15 protein-coding genes are annotated in these 17,405 nt (G+C 67.5%); 3 read left to right on the forward strand and 12 right to left on the reverse strand.

Annotation, left to right across the window (positions count from 1 at the left end):
- Nucleotides 1-7: 7 nt before the first annotated feature.
- The 12 genes from U5760_RS02825 to U5760_RS02880 form a co-directional block, all read right to left on the reverse strand.
- A complete protein-coding gene (locus U5760_RS02825) occupies nt 8-1,852 on the reverse strand; it encodes a TadG family pilus assembly protein (protein ID WP_322009456.1) in 1,845 nt (614 codons plus the stop codon).
- A gap of 1 nt (nt 1,853) precedes the next feature.
- Nucleotides 1,854-2,246 (reverse strand): DUF3613 domain-containing protein, encoded by a 393-nt coding sequence (locus tag U5760_RS02830; RefSeq protein ID WP_322009458.1) that lies wholly within the window; start codon nt 2,244-2,246, stop codon nt 1,854-1,856.
- Between the two features lie 32 nt (nt 2,247-2,278).
- On the reverse strand, nt 2,279-3,166 hold the full coding sequence (locus tag U5760_RS02835; RefSeq protein WP_415914024.1) for a pilus assembly protein: 888 nt from the start codon (nt 3,164-3,166) through the stop codon (nt 2,279-2,281).
- 32 nt (nt 3,167-3,198) lie between these two features.
- Nucleotides 3,199-4,317: a type II secretion system F family protein gene (locus tag U5760_RS02840; RefSeq protein WP_322009460.1), complete on the reverse strand. Its 1,119-nt coding sequence runs from the start codon at nt 4,315-4,317 to the stop codon at nt 3,199-3,201.
- Entirely contained in the window at nt 4,314-5,393 is a 1,080-nt protein-coding gene (locus tag U5760_RS02845; protein WP_322009461.1) for a type II secretion system F family protein, read from the reverse strand. The genes U5760_RS02840 and U5760_RS02845 overlap by 4 nt, the downstream gene beginning before the upstream one ends.
- Complete coding sequence (locus U5760_RS02850) at nt 5,386-6,720, reverse strand: CpaF family protein (RefSeq protein ID WP_322009463.1); 1,335 nt, start codon at nt 6,718-6,720, stop codon at nt 5,386-5,388. Before U5760_RS02850 ends, U5760_RS02845 begins: the two co-directional genes overlap by 8 nt.
- Before the next feature lie 3 nt (nt 6,721-6,723).
- The gene (locus U5760_RS02855; RefSeq protein WP_322009465.1) at nt 6,724-7,950 is read right to left on the reverse strand and encodes a fimbrial protein; all 1,227 of its coding nucleotides are present in this window, start codon (nt 7,948-7,950) and stop codon (nt 6,724-6,726) included.
- Nucleotides 7,951-7,995: 45 nt separating this feature from the next.
- A complete protein-coding gene (locus tag U5760_RS02860; RefSeq protein WP_322010010.1) occupies nt 7,996-9,285 on the reverse strand; it encodes a type II and III secretion system protein family protein in 1,290 nt (429 codons plus the stop codon).
- Between the two features lie 144 nt (nt 9,286-9,429).
- A complete protein-coding gene (gene cpaB, locus U5760_RS02865; protein ID WP_322009466.1) occupies nt 9,430-10,365 on the reverse strand; it encodes a Flp pilus assembly protein CpaB in 936 nt (311 codons plus the stop codon).
- Between the two features lie 62 nt (nt 10,366-10,427).
- A complete protein-coding gene (locus tag U5760_RS02870; RefSeq protein ID WP_322009467.1) occupies nt 10,428-10,907 on the reverse strand; it encodes a TadE/TadG family type IV pilus assembly protein in 480 nt (159 codons plus the stop codon).
- Nucleotides 10,904-11,407 carry a prepilin peptidase gene (locus tag U5760_RS02875; protein ID WP_322009468.1) on the reverse strand — a complete coding sequence of 168 codons (504 nt, stop codon included), beginning with the start codon at nt 11,405-11,407 and terminating at the stop codon, nt 10,904-10,906. Before U5760_RS02875 ends, U5760_RS02870 begins: the two co-directional genes overlap by 4 nt.
- 103 nt (nt 11,408-11,510) lie before the next feature.
- Nucleotides 11,511-11,690 (reverse strand): Flp family type IVb pilin, encoded by a 180-nt coding sequence (locus tag U5760_RS02880; RefSeq protein WP_322009470.1) that lies wholly within the window; start codon nt 11,688-11,690, stop codon nt 11,511-11,513.
- A gap of 591 nt (nt 11,691-12,281) precedes the next feature.
- On the opposite strand from U5760_RS02880, the gene U5760_RS02885 reads away from it, so the two are divergent.
- From U5760_RS02885 to U5760_RS02895, 3 genes are all read left to right on the forward strand, one after another.
- Nucleotides 12,282-13,919 carry a collagen-like triple helix repeat-containing protein gene (locus U5760_RS02885; RefSeq protein ID WP_322009471.1) on the forward strand — a complete coding sequence of 546 codons (1,638 nt, stop codon included), beginning with the start codon at nt 12,282-12,284 and terminating at the stop codon, nt 13,917-13,919.
- A 38-nt stretch (nt 13,920-13,957) separates the two neighbouring features.
- Nucleotides 13,958-15,445, forward strand: a complete 1,488-nt coding sequence (locus U5760_RS02890; protein ID WP_322009472.1) for a collagen-like triple helix repeat-containing protein — start codon at nt 13,958-13,960, stop codon at nt 15,443-15,445.
- A 247-nt stretch (nt 15,446-15,692) separates the two neighbouring features.
- Nucleotides 15,693-17,393 (forward strand): ShlB/FhaC/HecB family hemolysin secretion/activation protein, encoded by a 1,701-nt coding sequence (locus U5760_RS02895; RefSeq protein WP_322009473.1) that lies wholly within the window; start codon nt 15,693-15,695, stop codon nt 17,391-17,393.
- Nucleotides 17,394-17,405 lie beyond the last annotated feature (12 nt).

The raw sequence follows: 17,405 nt of genomic DNA on the forward strand, positions 1-17,405 counted from the left end.
TGTGGCTCTATTTGACGATTTGGGCAACGCCGCAGCTCAGGGGGAAATCGGTAACCGTGGCGACGCCGAGCTGGACGCCGAGCAGCTGGAGCAATGGACCGAGGAGGAGGGTGTCGACGGCGGAGACGACGGGCGCAAGTACGCCGGAAACGAGTCCCCCTAACAAGCGGAGATCGACCTGCGCGCTGCCTACGCTCAGCGACAAGCCGGTGCCGTTCGACAACTGCGTGCCGAGACTGGTCAGCGCTCCGCCGAGCGCATCGCCCGTCGAGGTGCTCACGCTCGATCCCGACGAACCCGTCTGCGTATTGCTGAGAAGATTGCCATTGCCGTCGAAAGTGAGCGTGTAGGCCTGCGTGTTGGCAAGCGGTAGCGAAAGATTGGCATTCACACCCGCCGTCAAGCCTCCGCCGAGTAGCGACAGCAGTGTGACGCTGGCAAGCGAGGCCTCGGTTCCTCCGCACTGCCCAGCCGCAATCTGTCCCGCCGACGTCGGCGGCGACCCGAGACATAGATTCGCAATACCGGTCTGCACATCAATCGTCGAACTGCTCTGCGCCGCCGTTGGCCCGCAGTAGGTGGACGCGAGGCCAGCCGTCGCTTGGGCCGCCTCTACGTAGAGCGGAAGATTCACGGTAGCGCTCAACACCCCGCTGATGCCGACCGAACCAAGTCCGACATTGAGCAGCACCGTCACCTGCGCGTTGTGCGCATAAGTTAGCCACTGCGGCGGCGGATTCGGATTCGTTCCCGCCTCGCCAACCGCGATCGACGGTGGCGAGAGCACGTTCACCGATAGCGTAAGACCAAGCGGAATCAACGCCCCCAAACCCGGGACACTCGACAGATCCACACTCGCGGCTACGGGCGATTTCCCGCTCTGCGCAATTTCCGCCGCCACGGTCAACGCCTGCAACGCATTGAGCGACACATTCGCGGCCGATTCCGCGTCGGCCAATCCCACCGACAATAGCCCCGCCGACGACCCCGTCGCCCCGATCGGAATCTGCACGTTACTGAGCGCACTCGCCGAAACGATCGCCTGCAAACCCGCGATGCTCGCCGCAACGTCGGTCGATACCACGCTGCCACCGCTTTGCAGCGCATTGATCATGAGTTGCGCGAGCCCGCTCACGCTCACGTTCGTATTGAGCAGCCCTTTGACCGTGCCTGCGCTCGTCGCCACGGCTGCGAGCTGCCCTAACGTGACATTGGCGTTCGCAATGCCATTCCACGACACGAGACTCAGATTGACGCTCGTTCCCAGCAGCGAGCTGAGCAGCCCGTTGAGCAGATTGACCTGGGCAAGCGTCGTCGCGAGCGAGAACGAGCCGACTACCGTGGCCTTGGCCGTGGAAGTCGCCTGCACGATACGCGCCGGGCCCACGAAAAAATACGGCACGCGTTTCGACACGGTGACGATCACACCATTGAGCGGCGTCTCGCCATTCGGCACGAACGTCATGCCCCCCGCGCTGCCGCTCGAACCCCAGCGCCCGCAGGTCACGGTAAGCGTGGTCGTCGACGACACCGTGAATCCATTGCTCGCCGCGTTGGCCGTCGCCGTGGCGAGCGGCTGCTGGCACTGGTCGTCCATCTGCTGAACGGCGGCAAGCGCGGCAAGATCCGCCACGTTTTGCATCGAGCGCCGCACGAGATAGATATTGGCGAGATCGAGCACGCCAAGTGCGGACACGGCCACGATCAGTGCGATCACCGCCATGGATGCAATCGAGCCGCGCTCGCGACGCCCCGGAATGCGCGCGAGTGTGCGCGAGCGCGCGAACCGCCGCCGCAACGGGCGGTTTTCTCGCGCACCAGGGTTCACCGGCCGGGACTCGCGCGGTTTCATGTCAGTAGGAGCTCGTCGAAGTCGCCGGGCCGAACCCGCCGCCCTGGCCCTGCCCACTGCCGCTCGAATCGACCGACGATCCGAACGACGCGGGAATGGTCGAATCGAACGACTTCAGATAACGGCGCCAGGCGTAACCGGCCTCCGCACCCAGCATGGGCAACGCCGGGGCCGCCTGGGCGTTGCTGCGCTGAAGCTCGATCCACGCCCGCGCCGAATGGCTGACCTCGCTGTCAGGCACCGCGTCGCTGGCCTGGGCGCGTGCGTGCGGCGCGAACGAAGCGCACAGCGCGAGGCACAGGCTCGCCTGCATGACGAATCGCGCAGCACGGCTCTGATATTGATAAGCATGACTATGGATATAGCCATTGAAATAGTCGTTTGTCTTTTTCATCTCCGTCCCCGTGTTCTGCGTGATCCGTCGTTTCACTGCGCGAAGCGTTCGACGAGCCGCGGCTGCGCCTCGCCGCCCGGCCACCCCGCCTGCGCATTCGCCACGGCGGCCGACGGCGCCGGCACGGCCGCGCTCGCCAGCGCCGCGCGCGTGCGATCGATGGCGCGCGCATGCTGTGCCGCCTCCACGTTCTGCGCATCATGTTCGACAGCCGCGCGCGCTTCGGGCGAAAGCCCCTGCTCCGTCATCAGGGCCTGCGCGCTCGTCTTGTCGCCGCTCGCGACGAGATACAGCGCAACATTGGCGGCGATCTTCGGATTGTGCGCATCGAGCTCGACGGCCTTGAGAAGCGGCACGCGCGCCGCCGTCACGTCGCCCTCGCGCAGCAGCGCGTAGCCGAGATCCGAGAGCATCGCCGCGTCCGTGGGTTCGAGCCGCGAGGCCTCGCCGAGCTCCGCGGCGGCCTTGTGAAAGTCGCCCGACGCGCCCGCGAGCAAACCCAGCCCGCGATGCCCGCGCGCCGCGAGCGGCGTATTGAGCAACTGCGCATAGGCACTGGCGGCGGCAGCCGACTGTCCCGTCGCACGCAGCGCGTCGGCACGCAGCACGATCGAATCCGGACTCGCGCCGTACTGATGTTCGTAGGCGTCGATATGGGCAAGCGAGGCGTAATAGAGTCCCTCGGCCTGCATGCGCTGGATCAGGCCCAGGTACATGCCGGGTGTGTCGGGCGCCGGGTCGCGCGTGGCGTCGCGCATCTGCATTTCGGCTTCGGCCTGAGGTCCCACGCCGTAGCCCAGTTCTTTCGATGCGCAGCCCGCGAGGCCCAGCGATCCCACGAGCGTCATCAGGGCTACGAGCGACGTGGCAGTCAATGCCTGGCGCACGGCGGGTGTCGAACGATAAACGATGTCATTCATGATGTCCTCATATGCGCAAGGCCGGCCGGCGCTCAACGCAGTCCCGTGAGTGCGTGGATCACCGCGATCATGCCGGGCCCTGCCGTCACGATCAGCAGTGCGGGCAGGAGCGTGAGCACCATCACGCCGGTCATCTTGACCGTGAGCCGGCCGATCCGCTCGCGCAGCGCGGCACGGCGCACTTCGCGCAAGCGCTCGCCGAACTGCTTGAGCGGCTCCTGGACCGCGCCGCCATGACGGTCCACCTGCACGATCAGGCGAACCACGGCACGCAGATCCTCGTTTTCGTAGATCGACGCCATGCGCTGCAGCGACTGCTCGCGCGTGCGTCCCGCCACGAACTGGCGCTGCGCGATTTCCATCTCGCCTGCGAGCACGGGCAGCACGCGACGAAATTCGTTGACCATGACCTGCAGACTCTGATCGAGCGACAGCCCGACGCCCTGCAGCAAACGGAGCAAATCGACGAACATCGGCAACTCGTTGGCGACGGACTCGCGCCTCGCACTCGCGCGCCGCGCGAGCCAGAACTTGGGCAGCATGAGGCCCACGATCGCAGCCACCCCCGTATAAGCGAGCAGATAGCTGCCCGGCGCGCGCACGGCGGCATACCACCCTGCCACCACGGCGAGCACCACCGCGCAGACGATGCGCGCAACGAGGAAGAGTCCACGCGAGCGCGCATCGACATAGCCGCACCGGTCCAGAATGCGGCGATCTTCTTCGGCGACGAGAATCCGCCCCACCGGCGTGTCGAGCCAACGCGCGCCCGCCTCGGCAAACCGTTCGACGAAACCCTGGAACCCCGTTGCCTGCACCGGCGGCGCCATGCCCGACGCGCGGCCCGGGGCATCGGCGGACGGACCCGCCATGCCTGCGGTGCCCACCTTGCCCGACGGCGCATGACTGCCCACGCCCGCGCCCATGCTTTGAGCCGCGGCGGCCGGCGCCACGCCCGGTGTGGCCCGGGCCGAGGCGGGGGCACGCGCATCGCCTGCCCCCGCCTCGGCGCCATAACTCGCGAAGCGCTGTTCGAGCGTGCGCGCGCTACGCCGCGCGGCGGCGATGCGCGAAAGCGCCTGCCCTCCGAGCAGCGCGAAACCGAGCGCAGCCAGCAGCAGCGCGAGCGCCCCAAGGCTTGCGGCACTCATAGCGTCCCCTTGAGCCGCGTGAGCCGGTACAGCAGGTACGCGCCCACCACCTGCAGCGCGAGCGCGCCATAGACGAGATGGCGGCCGCCGTCGTCGTTCCACATCGAGGCGAAGTAGCGCGGGTTGATCACAATGAGAAAGCCGCCGATGCCTATCGGCAGCAGTGCGAGCACCCAGGCGGAGAAACGCGTTTCCGCCGACATCGCCACGAGCTCGCGCTGCGCCTGGTCGAGGTCGCGCATGAAGGTCGCCATGCGTTCAAGCATCACGTCCGCGCGGCCGCCGTAGCGCACCGAGAGGCGCAGCACCGCGCCCACGAGATCGAGTTCGTTCGCGTGATAGACCTGCGCCACCTGATGCAGCGCGCGGTCGATCTCCACGCCCGTGCGCAGCATCCGCGAAACGCGTTCGAGACATTCGCGCAGCGGCGCCTCGGTGGTCAGCAGCGCGGCCTGGAATGCCGCCGGCACGCTGTTGCCGAGCACCACGAGACGCACGATGCCATCGAGGAACGACGGCAGTTGCGCGACGAGTTTCGCGCGGCGGCGCTGCATGCGCCACGACAGCATGAAGGCGAGAAAGGCGCCCACCATCACCAGCGTGACCAGCGCGGCCAGGGCGCCGCCGACGATGCCGGCCCACAGGCACAACGTGAGCGTGACGAAGCCGATCAGCATGGCGGGCTTGCGCGCGTCGACGATCCCCGCACGGCTCATTGCATGCTCGTAGGCGGTAGCGATGCGCGCCTGCCAGGTGTTCGGATCAACCGCCGCGCGGCTCGCCGCCTGCGGGTTCGGCGCGCGCGCCGCGCTCGCGGCATCCGCGCCACGGGCAGGGTCCGCCGGGCGGGCGCCGGGCGCCGCCGCGCCCCTCGCACCGCTGCCCGCCGTATCGGCCGTCGCCACATCGAACCGCTGCGGCACGACCGGGCCATAACCCGCAGCCGCCACGCGCCGTTCGACGAACAGCGTCACGCGCTCGCGCGCGGCGCGCGTCTGTGCGCGGTGCCAGAGCATGAGCCCCGCGGCCGCGAACAGCAGCGCGAGCGCCGCGACGATCGCGAACGCGCTAGACATTGAAGCCCCCGTCGCGCCCGCTCATCCCGAAGGACGATGCGCTGATCGCCTGGCGAAAACGCGCCAGCTTGGGCGAATGCGGATGGATGCCGAGCGAATCCCAGCGATCGATCTCCTCGCCCTCGGGCGTCGTGACCGGCTCGTAACGGTACAGCTCCTGGGTGGCGATGATGTTGTCGGCGAGCCCCGTTACTTCGGTTACCGAAAGAATGCGACGGCGGCCGTTCGAGAGACGCCCGATCTGCACGATGAAATCGATGGCGTTTGCGATCTGCCGGCGCAGACTCGACTCCGAGCCCTGAAAACCCGCAAAACCTGCAAGCATTTCCAGCCGGTACAGGCATTCGCGCGGCGAGCTGGCGTGCACGGTCGCCATCGATCCGTCGTGGCCCGTATTCATCGCCTGCAGCATTTCCAGCACCTCGCCGCCGCGCACTTCGCCCACGATAATGCGGTCCGGACGCATGCGCAGCGTATTGCGCAGGAGGTCGCGAATGGTCACGACGCCCGCGCCGTCGAAACCGCCGGGCCGGCTTTCGAGCCGCACGACGTGCGGGTGGTTCAGCGAGAGCTCGGCGGTGTCTTCGATCGTCACCACACGCTCCACGTCGGGGATGTAAAACGCCAGGGCGTTCAGCAGCGAGGTCTTGCCCGAGCTCGTGCCGCCCGAGACAAGAATATTGCAGCGGGCCTGCACGGCCGCTTCGAAGAGCGCCCCGATCTCCACACCGAAGGTGCCGTTGTGGAGCAGGTCGGCGGGACGCAGCGGGTCCTTGCGAAACTTGCGGATCGAGACGATCGGGCCCGCGAGCGAGAGCGGCTCGATCACGACGTTGATGCGGCCGCCGTCGGGCAGGCGTGCATCGACCATAGGGTTCGATTCGTCGAGGCGCCGGCCGATCGGCGCGAGAATGCGGCGCACGATGCGCAGCAGGTGCGCGTTGTCCGAAAAGCGCACCGGAATCTTCGCGAGAATGCCGTGGCGCGAGACGTACACGTCGCTGTAGCCGTTGATGAGGATGTCCTCGACCGCAGGATCGGCGAGCAGGTCCTCGATCGGCCCGAAGCCCGCGAGCTCCTTCGTCAGCGCCTCGGCAATACTGCGCACCTCGCTCTCGTTGATCGGGATATGGCGCAGCCGCACGAAGCTGTCCATCTCCAGATCGACGAACTGGTTGATCGCGTGACGCGACCAGCGCCCGAACTCGGCCCCCAGCTCTTCGATACGCGTGAGCAGGTGCTCGTGGGCCGCGTTCTTGATGTCCTGGAACTGCTGGCTCTGTGCGAACAGGGGGGCGTCGTCGGCAAACTCGATGTTATCCGCCATGATCTACGACCGCTTCGTTGAGTGTGGGAGAAAGCGCCGGAGCGACTCGAGCTTCTTCTGTGCGCGCGGGCGCTGGCCGTCGAGCTGCGCAGCCAGCACCTCGAGCGCACGAACATAGGGGTCGCGCGGCGCGGCATCGACGAGCAGCTTGCCGCGGTTCGCCGCCTGGCACAGCGCCACCCGGCGTGCCGGCAAAATCCCTGCAAGTTCGATGCCAAGGCGCGTCGCGATCTGCGCGGCCGAAATATCCAGTTCTGCTTCGTACTGATTGAGCACGAGCCGCACATGGGCGAGATCCACGCCGCCGTCACGCAACGCGTCGAGCTGGCGTGCCGCCGAGACGATCGAACCCACGCTCTGGTCGCACACGAGCCAGGTTTCGTCGGCGGCCTGTACGACGTGGGCGATGAACTCCGCATTCGTGAAGCCGCCCAGATCGACGAGCTGTTGATCGAAGAAGCCGCGCAGCCGCGTGAGCAGCGCAGCCGCGGCCTGATAGGAGACCTCGCGCAGCGCGCCGAGGTCGGGCGGCAGCGTGGTCAGCGCAAGGCCGCTTTCGTGGCGCGCGAGCGCCGTGTGCACGAAGGTCTGGTCGAAGCGGCGCAGATTGCGCACGGCGTCGACAAAGGAAAAGCCGTTGCCGGCGTTGAGCAGCAACGCGCCGTCGCCCGCCGGCAGGCCGAGATCGAGCAGCGCCGTGTGACGGTTGAGCGCGCTGCCCTTTTGCGCGAGCAGCGCGCCGAGGCTCGCGGCCAGCGTCGTCACGCCCATGCCCACGCGTGCGCCCAGCAGCACCGTGAGTCGGCCGTGACGGCTCACCGGCTCCACGCGATTGTCGAGCACCTGGCGCACGATGCGCAGGGCGTCGTCGGCCTCCCCGGCCACGTCGACGAAGTCGCGCACGCCGGCGCGCAAGGCCGCCAGCGCACTTTCGGGTTCGGCGAGCGTGCCGACCGCGATCACCTGCAGGCCCGGAAACGCGGCATGTGCGGCCGCTGCCACGGCGCTCGCCGCCGCGCCGCGCCCTTGCGAAAAGTCCACCAGCAGCAGCGACGGCATGTGCAGCGAAATCCGCTGCGTGACCCGGGCCGGATCGAGCGTCACGGCATCCACCTTGCCGGCCGCACCGAGCGCGCGGGCGATCCAGCGTGCGTGCACCTCGCTCGACGAGGCGAACACGAAGGAATCCGCGGTCTTCTGCTCAGTCTGCAAGTGCGCTCTCGCGTTCATGACAGCTCTCCTTGTACTTCTGCTCCGTGTACGCCTCGCGCGCGTTCACGGCGAAAATCCGGGCACGGGATCGCGCGAAGCGGCACCGCCCAGCAGCGTGCGCCACACCGGCGCATCGCGTTGCTCGGACTGCTCGCCGGGCGTGGCGGGCAGCGTTGCGTTCTTCGCCAGCGGCGACACCAGATGCGGCGTCACGATGATCACGAGCTCCTTGTCGTTCTGCTGATACGACAGCTGCTTGAAGAACGCACCGATCACCGGCAGATCGCCCAGCACCGGCACCTTGTTCACGTTCGACGCGGTCTCCCGGTCGATCAGTCCGCCGATCACGAAGCTCTCGCCGTCGCCCAGCTCGACGGTGGTTTCCGCACGGCGCGTGGTGATCGCGGGCACCGACACGCCGCTGATCGTCACGGCATTCGTGTAGTCGAGCTGGCTCGCCTCGGGCGCGACCTTCAGCGCGATGCGCTGCGGCGACAGCACCGTGGGCGTGAGCGAAAGCCCAATGCCGTAGGGCTTGTATTCGATCGACGTCGAGCCGAGCGCCTGCGGCACCGGCACCGGAATCTCGCCGCCCGCGAGGAAACTCGCGTTCTGGCCGGAGAGCGCCACGAGCGTCGGTTCGGCCAGCACGCGTGCGAGGTTGTTCGTCTCCATCAGGCTCAGATCGGCAAAGAGGCCGCGCGACGCGGACGAGAACACGAGGTTGAACGCCGACGAAATCGGCGTGATGCCCGTGAGCGCGTTGGACGCCGTCGTGTTGTTCGTGCCGGACGCAAGCGACGTGGGCCCGAACGAACCGAACGAGAAGCCGTTGTTCTGGCGGAAGAAGTTAAAGCCGATCTGCTTCATCACCGACCGGCTGAACTCGACCACCCGCACGTCCACCTGCACCACCGCCCGCACGTCGACGCTCGACGTATCGAGCACGCTGCTCTCCTTCGCATCCTTGCCGAGCGAGCTTTCGGCCGCCACCACGGCGCGCTGGTGCGACTCCATCGTCGCCGCTTCGCCGGTGATCACCGCCGTGCCGCCCGCCACGCTCACCCGCGGCGTGCCGGCCCCGAGCAAGGTACGCGCCGCCGTCGACACCACGTTGACCGTGATCGTGCGCGATACGTCGCTGCCGTCCCACATCATCACGTTCGTCGTCCCCGCGGCCTTGCCGACCAGCAGCACGCCGCCGCGCCGGTCGCCGCGCACGATCAGCACGTCCGCGATCGACGGGTCGCCCACGGCGATGCGCTTGAGCGCGCCCGTCACCGGCAACGTGCGCTGTTCGCCCACGGCAAGATCGATGGTCTGCGGCAGCGGCACCGCCGACCCTTCGCTCATGGGCGGCGCGGCACGCGCGGGCACCGTGGCGAGCGCGAGCGTGAGAAGCCCGGCGCACGCGGTTGCCGCGAGGGCCGCTACGACTATCCTCGTTTTCGTCATGTTGTTTTGCTTGTGTCGAACCGGCCGCGCGAGCGCGGCACGTTACCAGGCGACCGTTTCCGCTCGCCCCCCCCGTATGACTTCAAGACCACTGCTGTGTGCTGCCGGCGCGCTGCGATGCGGCGCTGCGGCCGCGGTTTCGTGCGGTGTGCTGCCGCCCGCCAGCTGGTCGAGTGCGACGCCTTCGGCGGCGCGCGTCGAAGCTTGCGGGGCATCGTGCGAGACGACCTTGATCACGCCCGGCAAGGGCCCGAACGCCGACGGGTCGACGGTGTCGTCGTCGGTCGGGTTGCGCAGCGCCAAAATCAGTTGTCCCTGGCTTTGGGCCAGGGTCAGCGTATCCACATCCGTCACCGGCACTGCCAGCACCGCGGTGCGCGGCACCATGTTCTGCGCGCCAAGACCGCTCGTACGCTGCGGATTCGCACCGGGTATCGACGTATCGGCAGGATTACCGAACACCAGCACACGCGCTTTCGAAACCAGCAAGCGTGCCTGAGTGCGGCCCACTTCGCCGCCGGTGCTGCCCGCGCCGTCGCGACGCAACGTGAAGAACACGTCGACATAGTTGCCGGACCGCAACTGGTAGCCCACGGCATTGGTCTCGTCGACACGCACCGCGACTGCCCGCTCGCCGGGCTGGATGCTGGCCGCGAGGCTCGATGAAAGCTGCGAATCGAGGACCGGCGAATCGGCTTCGATATCGGCAAGCGGTACTCGGCCCGCGATCAGCGCCGTGTCGCTCATCGAACCTGCGGGATGAATGGGCAGCGGCTTCACACGCAGCGCGTCGGCCGGAATCGGCTGGCCGGCCGGCAGCGTGCGCGTCGCCACGACCACCGGCGTGAGCGTCTGCACGACGTTGACCGGCTGCGGCTGCACGACCGGCGTGTGACGCGACAGCATCCACGCGAACGCGCCGAGCACGAGCGCCGCGACGATCAACAGGCCTGCGACGATTTTGGTCAGATTCGCCATGTACGGTCACCGTGACGCCGCACGAGCGGCGCATTTGCGGAAAGAGAAAGTGTGTGTGCACATCACAGCAGGTTCTCCGGGTCGATCTGCACGGTAGCCTGGCCGGTGAGCGATTGCGGCACGACGAGATTCAGGAGCGGCAGCAGCGGCACGAGCGGATTCGTTCCATACGCATAGGTGAGCGTGACCTGGATGCAATCCATGTTCGGGTTGTTGTTGCAGCCCGAGGGTGCCGCGCTCACGGCATTGGTACAGGTCGCGGCGACCGGCAGCCAGCTCACCACGCTGGCCGCGCGCGTGCAGGCCTGACCGGCACGCGCCGTGAGCGCCGCACCGGAATTCGCCGCACTCTGCCAGACGAGGGCCGCACGTGCGCCCTCTTCGGCCGCAGCCGTGAGACTTTGCTGGGTGAGAAACACCATGCTGTACGTAACGATCGCGTACAGCACGAAAAAGAACACGGGGAACACGATGGCGAATTCGATCGCGGCGCTGCCGCGCCGAGCCGCCCGACGTGCGGTTCCTTTTGTGCGCTGTCTCATCGCAGGCCCCCTGCCGCGCACTGCCAGACCAGCCACGCCAGAGCGGGCAAGGTCAGACAGGCGGCATACGGCGTGCCGCGGCGCTCGCCCACGGAAAAGATCTGCACACCTTGATAACGTGCGGCGCTGCTGCGCCAGCGCGATGCAATCAGCATGCTCACGGCGTGCACGCCTGCGGCGAGACTCGCGACGATCCAGAGATCGAGCAGCACGTGCAAACCGCACCACGCGCCGAGCACGGCAAACACCTTGACGTCGCCCGCCCCCATCACGCCGAGCACGAAGAACGGCATGAGCGCGGCGAAGCCGATCGCGGCCGCGCCGAGCGCCTGCGCAACGCCGATGCGCGCCGGACCGGCGTGCACGAGCGCCGCGGCAAGCGCGGCAGCGAGGCCAATCGCGACGAGCACGTTGGGCACGCGGCGCGAGCGGCAATCGCCGATCGTAACCGCCACCGCCCAGGCGCCGAACACGAGTCCGCTGAGTATGGAAGTAGTCATAGCCGGAATTCACGCGCGCAGCAGTCCACGCGCGCTAAAACCAGCGCGCGGGCCAACCAGAATATCCGTTGTTACGGACTGCTGAGGATGAAAACGGTTCGGTCTAGTTCGCGGCTGCACTCGCCACGGCAGTGGCGATCTTGCTGAACGTAGTCTGCAGGCTCGTCCCAATGTTCGTGAGCCCCGCTACGATCATCAGCGCCACGAGGCCTGCAATCAGGCCATATTCCAGCGCGGTAACCCCGTCTTCCGACTTGATGAAATGCTTGATCAACTTGTTCATTTCGGCCCTCTCTCTTTATATCGCTATCACGTTGTTCTGCGCCGGCTTTCACAAAGCCTTGCCCGTCTCGTGAATAGTCGCCTGCGCATCCGGTCCTTCTGCGCACGGGCTTTATTACAGCCCGCCGACTTTGGCCCAGATCGCATACATGCCCCTCGTCACACATGCGTCTGGTGCTCGTTGTGCGGCTTTTATAACGTAACAACCAACGTTACGCAATCGCTGCTTCGTAATTTTATTATCGACATAAGCGTTCTGTTGTTTAGCCCGTACAAACCATGACGGGACTACTAAGGACTAGAAAACCATTTCGCATCGCCGCGTTACGCAGTGCCTCGTAACGTCGCCGGAACAGCGTTACGTGACGTTACGCTACGTGCCGCACATGTTCCCCCCTCACCGCAAACGATTCATTCGACAAAAGCGGCAAGCAAATGCTTGTTACGCCTTGATTTGAATTGTTCCTCTATTTGTCTCGCGCCTCGCGATTCACACCTCGTTTCAGCCTGGCACACGTGTTGCAGATAAGAGCGCGTAGTCCGGATGCAAAACACAACCACATCAGAAAACACCACACGAGACGAGGGCATCATGAAACAACTCCCGATCAACAGCGCCGCCCGCTTGACGTTCGTCGCAGCCACCGTCGTCGCGATGCTGTCGCTTGGCGCCTGCGGCGGCTCAGGCACGCTCAGCAGCGGCACGGGCGCCGGCACCGGCGGCGGCACGCTTTCGACGAGCGGCACGTCCGGCAGCGGCGGTGGCGGCACCACGACTGGCGATAACGGCAGCGGCACAGGAAACGGCAACGGCAACACGACCACCGGAGACAACGGCGGCGGCAACGGAACGGGTTCGGGTAACGGAGGGGGGAGCGGTGGCGGCACCACGACCGGCAGCAACGGCGGGGGCAATGGCAACGGCAATGGCTCGGGAGGCGGAAGCGGCAACGGCAATGGCAGCGGCGGCGGTTCGAGCGTCGCGGCCAACGCCGTAGGCCAGGTGGCGAATGCCGCCGGCAACGTGGTGAACGCAGCCGGTTCGACGGCAACGGGCCTCGGCACGCTGATCGGCTCGCAATCGCTGCCGGGCGTGAGCTCGTCCACCACGAAGGCGGCAGGCGGTGTCGTGCAGAACGTCGGCGCGGCCGTCTCGGCACTCGGCACCGGCGTCTCACAAGGCCTCGGCCAGCTTGGCGCCAGCAGCAACCCGGTCGGCACCACGCTCGCCAGCACGGGCGGCGCCGTGAGCGACGTCGGCAAGGCTGTCACGAGCGCCGGGCAGCTCGTCACGAGCCTCGGCAGCGGCCCGCTCGCACCGCTTGCCGCGCTCACCACGCCGCTCGGCGGCGTGGTCGGCACGCTCGGCTCGGCACTCACGACCGGCGGCGGCACCCTCACGACGGCCCTTTCGCAAGGCCCCGTCCAGCAAGTCACCCAACAGCTCAGCTCGGCCATCACGCCGATCACGTCGGTGGTCGCTTCGACCACGCAGACGATCGGCAATGCAACGGGCATAGGCGCCCCCGTCAACGGCCTCCTGCAGACGCTCGGCGGCGGCCTCGAGAAAGGCGGCGCGCTCGTCGCGCAAGCGGGCGGCGGCAAGAACCCGGTTACGACCGGTGTCGGCACGCTCGTCGCGGATACGGGCAAGACGGTCGCCTCGGCCGGCGGCTTGCTCACGGGCGGCAGCACCGGCAGCAATCCGTTGGCTCCGATCACCGGGCTGCTGGGCGGCTTGACGGGTTCGAACGGCTCGGGCAGCAGCAGCCCTCTGGCACCCGTTACCGGTCTGCTGGGCGGCCTCACCGGCGGCTCGGGCTCGGGCAGCAGCAATCCGCTTGCGCCTGTCACCGGCCTTCTGGGTGGACTGACCGGCGGTTCGAGCAGCGCCGGCGGCAGCAACCCGCTTGCGCCCGTCACGAGCCTCCTGGGTGGACTTACCGGCGGTTCGAGCGGCGCCACCAGCAGCAACCCGCTCGCCCCCGTCACGAGCCTCGTTTCCACCGTGGTGAGCACCGTCAGCGGTGCGGCGGGCGGCGTCGGCGTGGGTGTCGGGGTCGGCGCAGCGGCCGGCGGCACCACCGGCTCGCACAGCGCCAGCACCGGCTCGACTACGCCCGGCCTCACGCTCGTTTCCTCGAGCGGCGGCTCCAGCAGCGGCGCCCAGTCGGGCCCGCTCGGCGGCCTGACCTCGCTCGTCGGCGGCCTGCTCGGCGGCAAGAAGTGAGCGCGTTCGAACAACCTACCCGACGAGGAGACATCGTCATGTCCAGCAGCGCAACTGCGGTTTTCAACGAACGGGCCCAGACGCTCGCGCGCGGCCTGCGCCTCACGGCACTCGCCTGCGCCGTGGCCTGCACGCTCGCCGCCTGCGGCGGCAGCAGCTACACGCCGCCCAACGCCTCGACGAGCGGCGCGACGGGCGCCGGCGGCACCGGGGACACGGGCGGCGGCACCACCACAGGCAGCACCGGCGGCTCGGGCGGCAGCACCACGGGCGGCGGCGGCACCACCACCGGCTCGACCGGCACGAGCGGTGTGCTGACCACGGTGGCCAACACGGCCAGCGATCTCGGCAACACCATCAGCTCCGCCCCCATCCCCGGCGCGAGCGGCGTCACTTCGGGCCTCGGCAGTACGGTCTCGAGCACGGGCGGCGTGGTCAACGCGCTCGCCAACGACCTTGCTGGCGGCATCGGCCAGACCGGGACGAGCACGAACCCCGTCGGCGCCACGGTCGCCGGCCTCGGCAGCGTGGTGAGCTCGACGAGCGGTGTCGTCAACGGCCTTTCGCAAACCGTGAGCGGCCTCGGCAGCGGCCCGCTCTCGCCGCTCGCTCCGGTGACGGGCCCGCTCGCCGGCGTGCTCTCCACGACCGCGAACACGGTCAACGCGGGCGGCGCGATCCTCGGCAACGTGCTGTCGTCGGCGCCGGTGCAGCAGATCACGCAGCCCATCAGCACGGCCATCACGCCCATCGTGCTGACCGCCGGCCTCGTGACCCAGCAGGTGGGAACGACGACGGGTCTGGGCGTCCCGCTCTCGGGCGTGCTCGCCAAGCTGGGTGGCGCGGTCGCGACGGCCGGCACGACCTTCGGCACGGCCGTCACCGGCGCGACGAACAATCCGCTCGGCGCCGATGTCGGCACGCTCGTGGCCGCACTCGGCAACACCGTGACGAACGCGGGCGGCCTCGTGAATCCGAACGGTCCGAATGGCGCCGCGCCGATTCCCGGCCTGATCGTGAGCCTCGTCGGCAGCGGCAACTACACGGTGCTGAGCGGCCCGCCGACCGGCATCGCCGCGGGCGGCCCGCTCGGTCCGCTCAAGGCCTCGCTCTCGAGTCTCGGCCTCGGCAGCTCACCGCTCAGCAACCTGCCCATCGGCTCGCTCACGGGTGTGCTCTCGGGCACGCCGCTCGGCGGAGTCCTGACGAGCACCCCGCTCGGCAGCGTCCTCTCGAGCACGCCGCTCGGCAGCACGCTCTCGGGCGTGCCCGTGGTCGGCGCACTGCTTGCGGGCACCACCACCGGCAGCTCCGGCGGCTCGTCCACCGGACCGCTTGCCTCGCTCACGTCGCTTACCTCGGGCACGGGTGGCAGCTCGGGCGGCGCCGCGCTGCTGCAGCCGGTCACCGCACTCGTGGGCACCGTGACCGGCGCACTCGGTTCGGCCGCGGGCGGCACGTCGAGCAGTTCGGGCAGTTCCAGTTCGGGCGGCCTCCTCGGAGGACTGCTCAAGAAACTACCGTAGGAAACTACCGTAGCCGCGAGTCGAATCATCGGGCAACATACGCAACGCGACGTCGTGACTTTCGAATCCGAAGGTTGCGCGCGCACAGCCTGGCAGGATCGTAGTCGCAGTACGAAGGACTAGCAGGAATAAAAACACAGGCATCAGGGAGCCACAGACCGCCCACGAAGGCGGCACAAAGAGGCGGCACGCGCCGGACACCAAAAAACAACGACGCGTGCCGCCCGATAAGTCCGAGGGCAGTGAAATGAGAGGCGCAGTTGCAGGATGGGCCGTGCTCGCCGCAGTGGGGGTGGCGGCGGGCGGCTTGACGGGGGTTGCAGTCGCGCAGAACCGGCCGGCGTCGAGCGGGAATCCGCTCGACGCCTTGCCGCAAATCAACGCGCCGCAAAAGACACCAAACGTGACCGTGCAGGTGCAGCAGCAGACGCCGCAATTGCAGCAGCTGCTCGCCACGCATCTCACGCCGACGACATTTCGCGTCGAGGGCGTGAAATCGATTCCATTCGAGGAGGTCGCACAACGTTTCGCAGCCCTTGCGAATCACGACATTACCATCGGCCAGCTCATCGAAACGGCCGATGGCGTAACTAAGCTGTACCAGTCGCGCGGCTACGCGCTTTCGTTCGCGTTCGTGCCGGCCCAGGACTTCGCGAACGGTGTGGTGCGCATCGTGGTCGTCGAAGGTTATGTGGCCGACGTGAAGATCACGGGCAAGCCCGGTGCGCTCGAGGACAAGATCCGCGCAATCGCGGCGCATATCGTCGACGACAGGCCGCTGCGCACGGCCACGTTCCAGCGCTATATCAACGTGCTCGGACTGCTGCCCGGCCTCAAGGTTTCCGCGAACGTACCGCCGCCGACGAACACCGACGGCGCAACGACGCTCGAACTCGACGCGCAGCACAAGCCCGTGGATCTGAGCACCGGTATCGACTTCAACCATCCGGGCGTGCAGGGCCTCATCACCGCCACGGAAAACGGCCTCACGCCGTTCGGCGAGCAGTTGAGCATCTCCGCACTGCTGCCCAAGGGCCGCGACAATGCGACGTACATCGCAGCGCACGCCGCCGTGCCCATCGCGAGCGACGGCCTGATGGCGAAGGTGGACGCCTCGCACTACCGCGGCAACCCGGTCGACAACCCGGGCCTGCCCTCCTACATCGAGCGCACCGTGATCAGCGACAAGCTCACTGGTTCGCTCTCCTACCCGATGCTGCTGAGCAATACGCGCAGCCTGATCGGCACGGCGAGCGTCTACGCGGCCCACGACGAGGACTCGTACCACAACACGATCAACGGCGCGCAATACGGCGAACGCTCGCAGGTGCGCGTGCTGCAATTGCAGGCCGATTACACCGACGTGCAGCCGGGCCAGGTGCGCAAGGCGAGCTTCACCGTGGCGAAAGCCTTCAACGTGCTGGGCGCATCGAAATCGACGGATACGAATATTCCGGGGCTCGTGGTGCAGAACCCCGTCTCGCTGAATTTCGTGCGCACCGACGCTTCCGTCTCGCAAACCAACGACTGGCCGCTCGGCTTCGGCACGGCCGTCGCGGCGACGGGCCAGTTCAGCCCCGTGACGCTGCCGACTTCCGAACAGATCTCGTTCGGCGCGGGCCGCTTCGCGCAAGGCTACGAGCCCGGCGAAGCGTCGGGCGATTCGGGCTGGGGCTTCTCGCTCGAAGTGAACCACCCGTTCAAGCTCGGCCACGTGTGGCTGCAGACGCTCACGCCTTACGTGTCGTTCGACATGGCGCGCGTCTATCTGCATGCGGGTACGCCCTCGCCTGCGCGGCTCTCGTCGGCATCGATCGGCTTCCGGGTCTCGGACGGCAAGTACTACAGCCTCGATCTATCGGTAGCGAAGGCGCTTGCAGACGCGCCGGTCGAAAGCCCCTCGCGCAGCCCGCGCGTGAACGCGACATTCTCGTACCAGATGAACTGACGCGCCGGTCCT

The organism is Paraburkholderia sp. J12 (genome assembly GCF_905220215.1).
Taxonomy (GTDB): Bacteria; Pseudomonadota; Gammaproteobacteria; order Burkholderiales; family Burkholderiaceae; genus Paraburkholderia.

What these genes read in the sequence shown, in the direction of transcription:
- U5760_RS02895 (WP_322009473.1), top strand. Translation starts at nt 15,693, where the DNA reads ATGAGAGGCGCAGTTGCAGGATGGGCCGTGCTCGCCGCAGTGGGGGTG.
- cpaB (WP_322009466.1), bottom strand. Translation starts at nt 10,365, where the DNA reads ATGGCGAATCTGACCAAAATCGTCGCAGGCCTGTTGATCGTCGCGGCG.
- U5760_RS02880 (WP_322009470.1), bottom strand. Translation starts at nt 11,690, where the DNA reads ATGAACAAGTTGATCAAGCATTTCATCAAGTCGGAAGACGGGGTTACC.
- U5760_RS02840 (WP_322009460.1), bottom strand. Translation starts at nt 4,317, where the DNA reads ATGAGTGCCGCAAGCCTTGGGGCGCTCGCGCTGCTGCTGGCTGCGCTC.
- U5760_RS02830 (WP_322009458.1), bottom strand. Translation starts at nt 2,246, where the DNA reads ATGAAAAAGACAAACGACTATTTCAATGGCTATATCCATAGTCATGCT.
- U5760_RS02885 (WP_322009471.1), top strand. Translation starts at nt 12,282, where the DNA reads ATGAAACAACTCCCGATCAACAGCGCCGCCCGCTTGACGTTCGTCGCA.
- U5760_RS02850 (WP_322009463.1), bottom strand. Translation starts at nt 6,720, where the DNA reads ATGGCGGATAACATCGAGTTTGCCGACGACGCCCCCCTGTTCGCACAG.
- U5760_RS02825 (WP_322009456.1), bottom strand. Translation starts at nt 1,852, where the DNA reads ATGAAACCGCGCGAGTCCCGGCCGGTGAACCCTGGTGCGCGAGAAAAC.
- U5760_RS02870 (WP_322009467.1), bottom strand. Translation starts at nt 10,907, where the DNA reads ATGAGACAGCGCACAAAAGGAACCGCACGTCGGGCGGCTCGGCGCGGC.
- U5760_RS02845 (WP_322009461.1), bottom strand. Translation starts at nt 5,393, where the DNA reads ATGTCTAGCGCGTTCGCGATCGTCGCGGCGCTCGCGCTGCTGTTCGCG.
- U5760_RS02860 (WP_322010010.1), bottom strand. Translation starts at nt 9,285, where the DNA reads ATGAGCGAAGGGTCGGCGGTGCCGCTGCCGCAGACCATCGATCTTGCC.
- U5760_RS02890 (WP_322009472.1), top strand. Translation starts at nt 13,958, where the DNA reads ATGTCCAGCAGCGCAACTGCGGTTTTCAACGAACGGGCCCAGACGCTC.
- U5760_RS02875 (WP_322009468.1), bottom strand. Translation starts at nt 11,407, where the DNA reads ATGACTACTTCCATACTCAGCGGACTCGTGTTCGGCGCCTGGGCGGTG.
- U5760_RS02855 (WP_322009465.1), bottom strand. Translation starts at nt 7,950, where the DNA reads ATGAACGCGAGAGCGCACTTGCAGACTGAGCAGAAGACCGCGGATTCC.
- U5760_RS02835 (WP_415914024.1), bottom strand. Translation starts at nt 3,166, where the DNA reads ATGAATGACATCGTTTATCGTTCGACACCCGCCGTGCGCCAGGCATTG.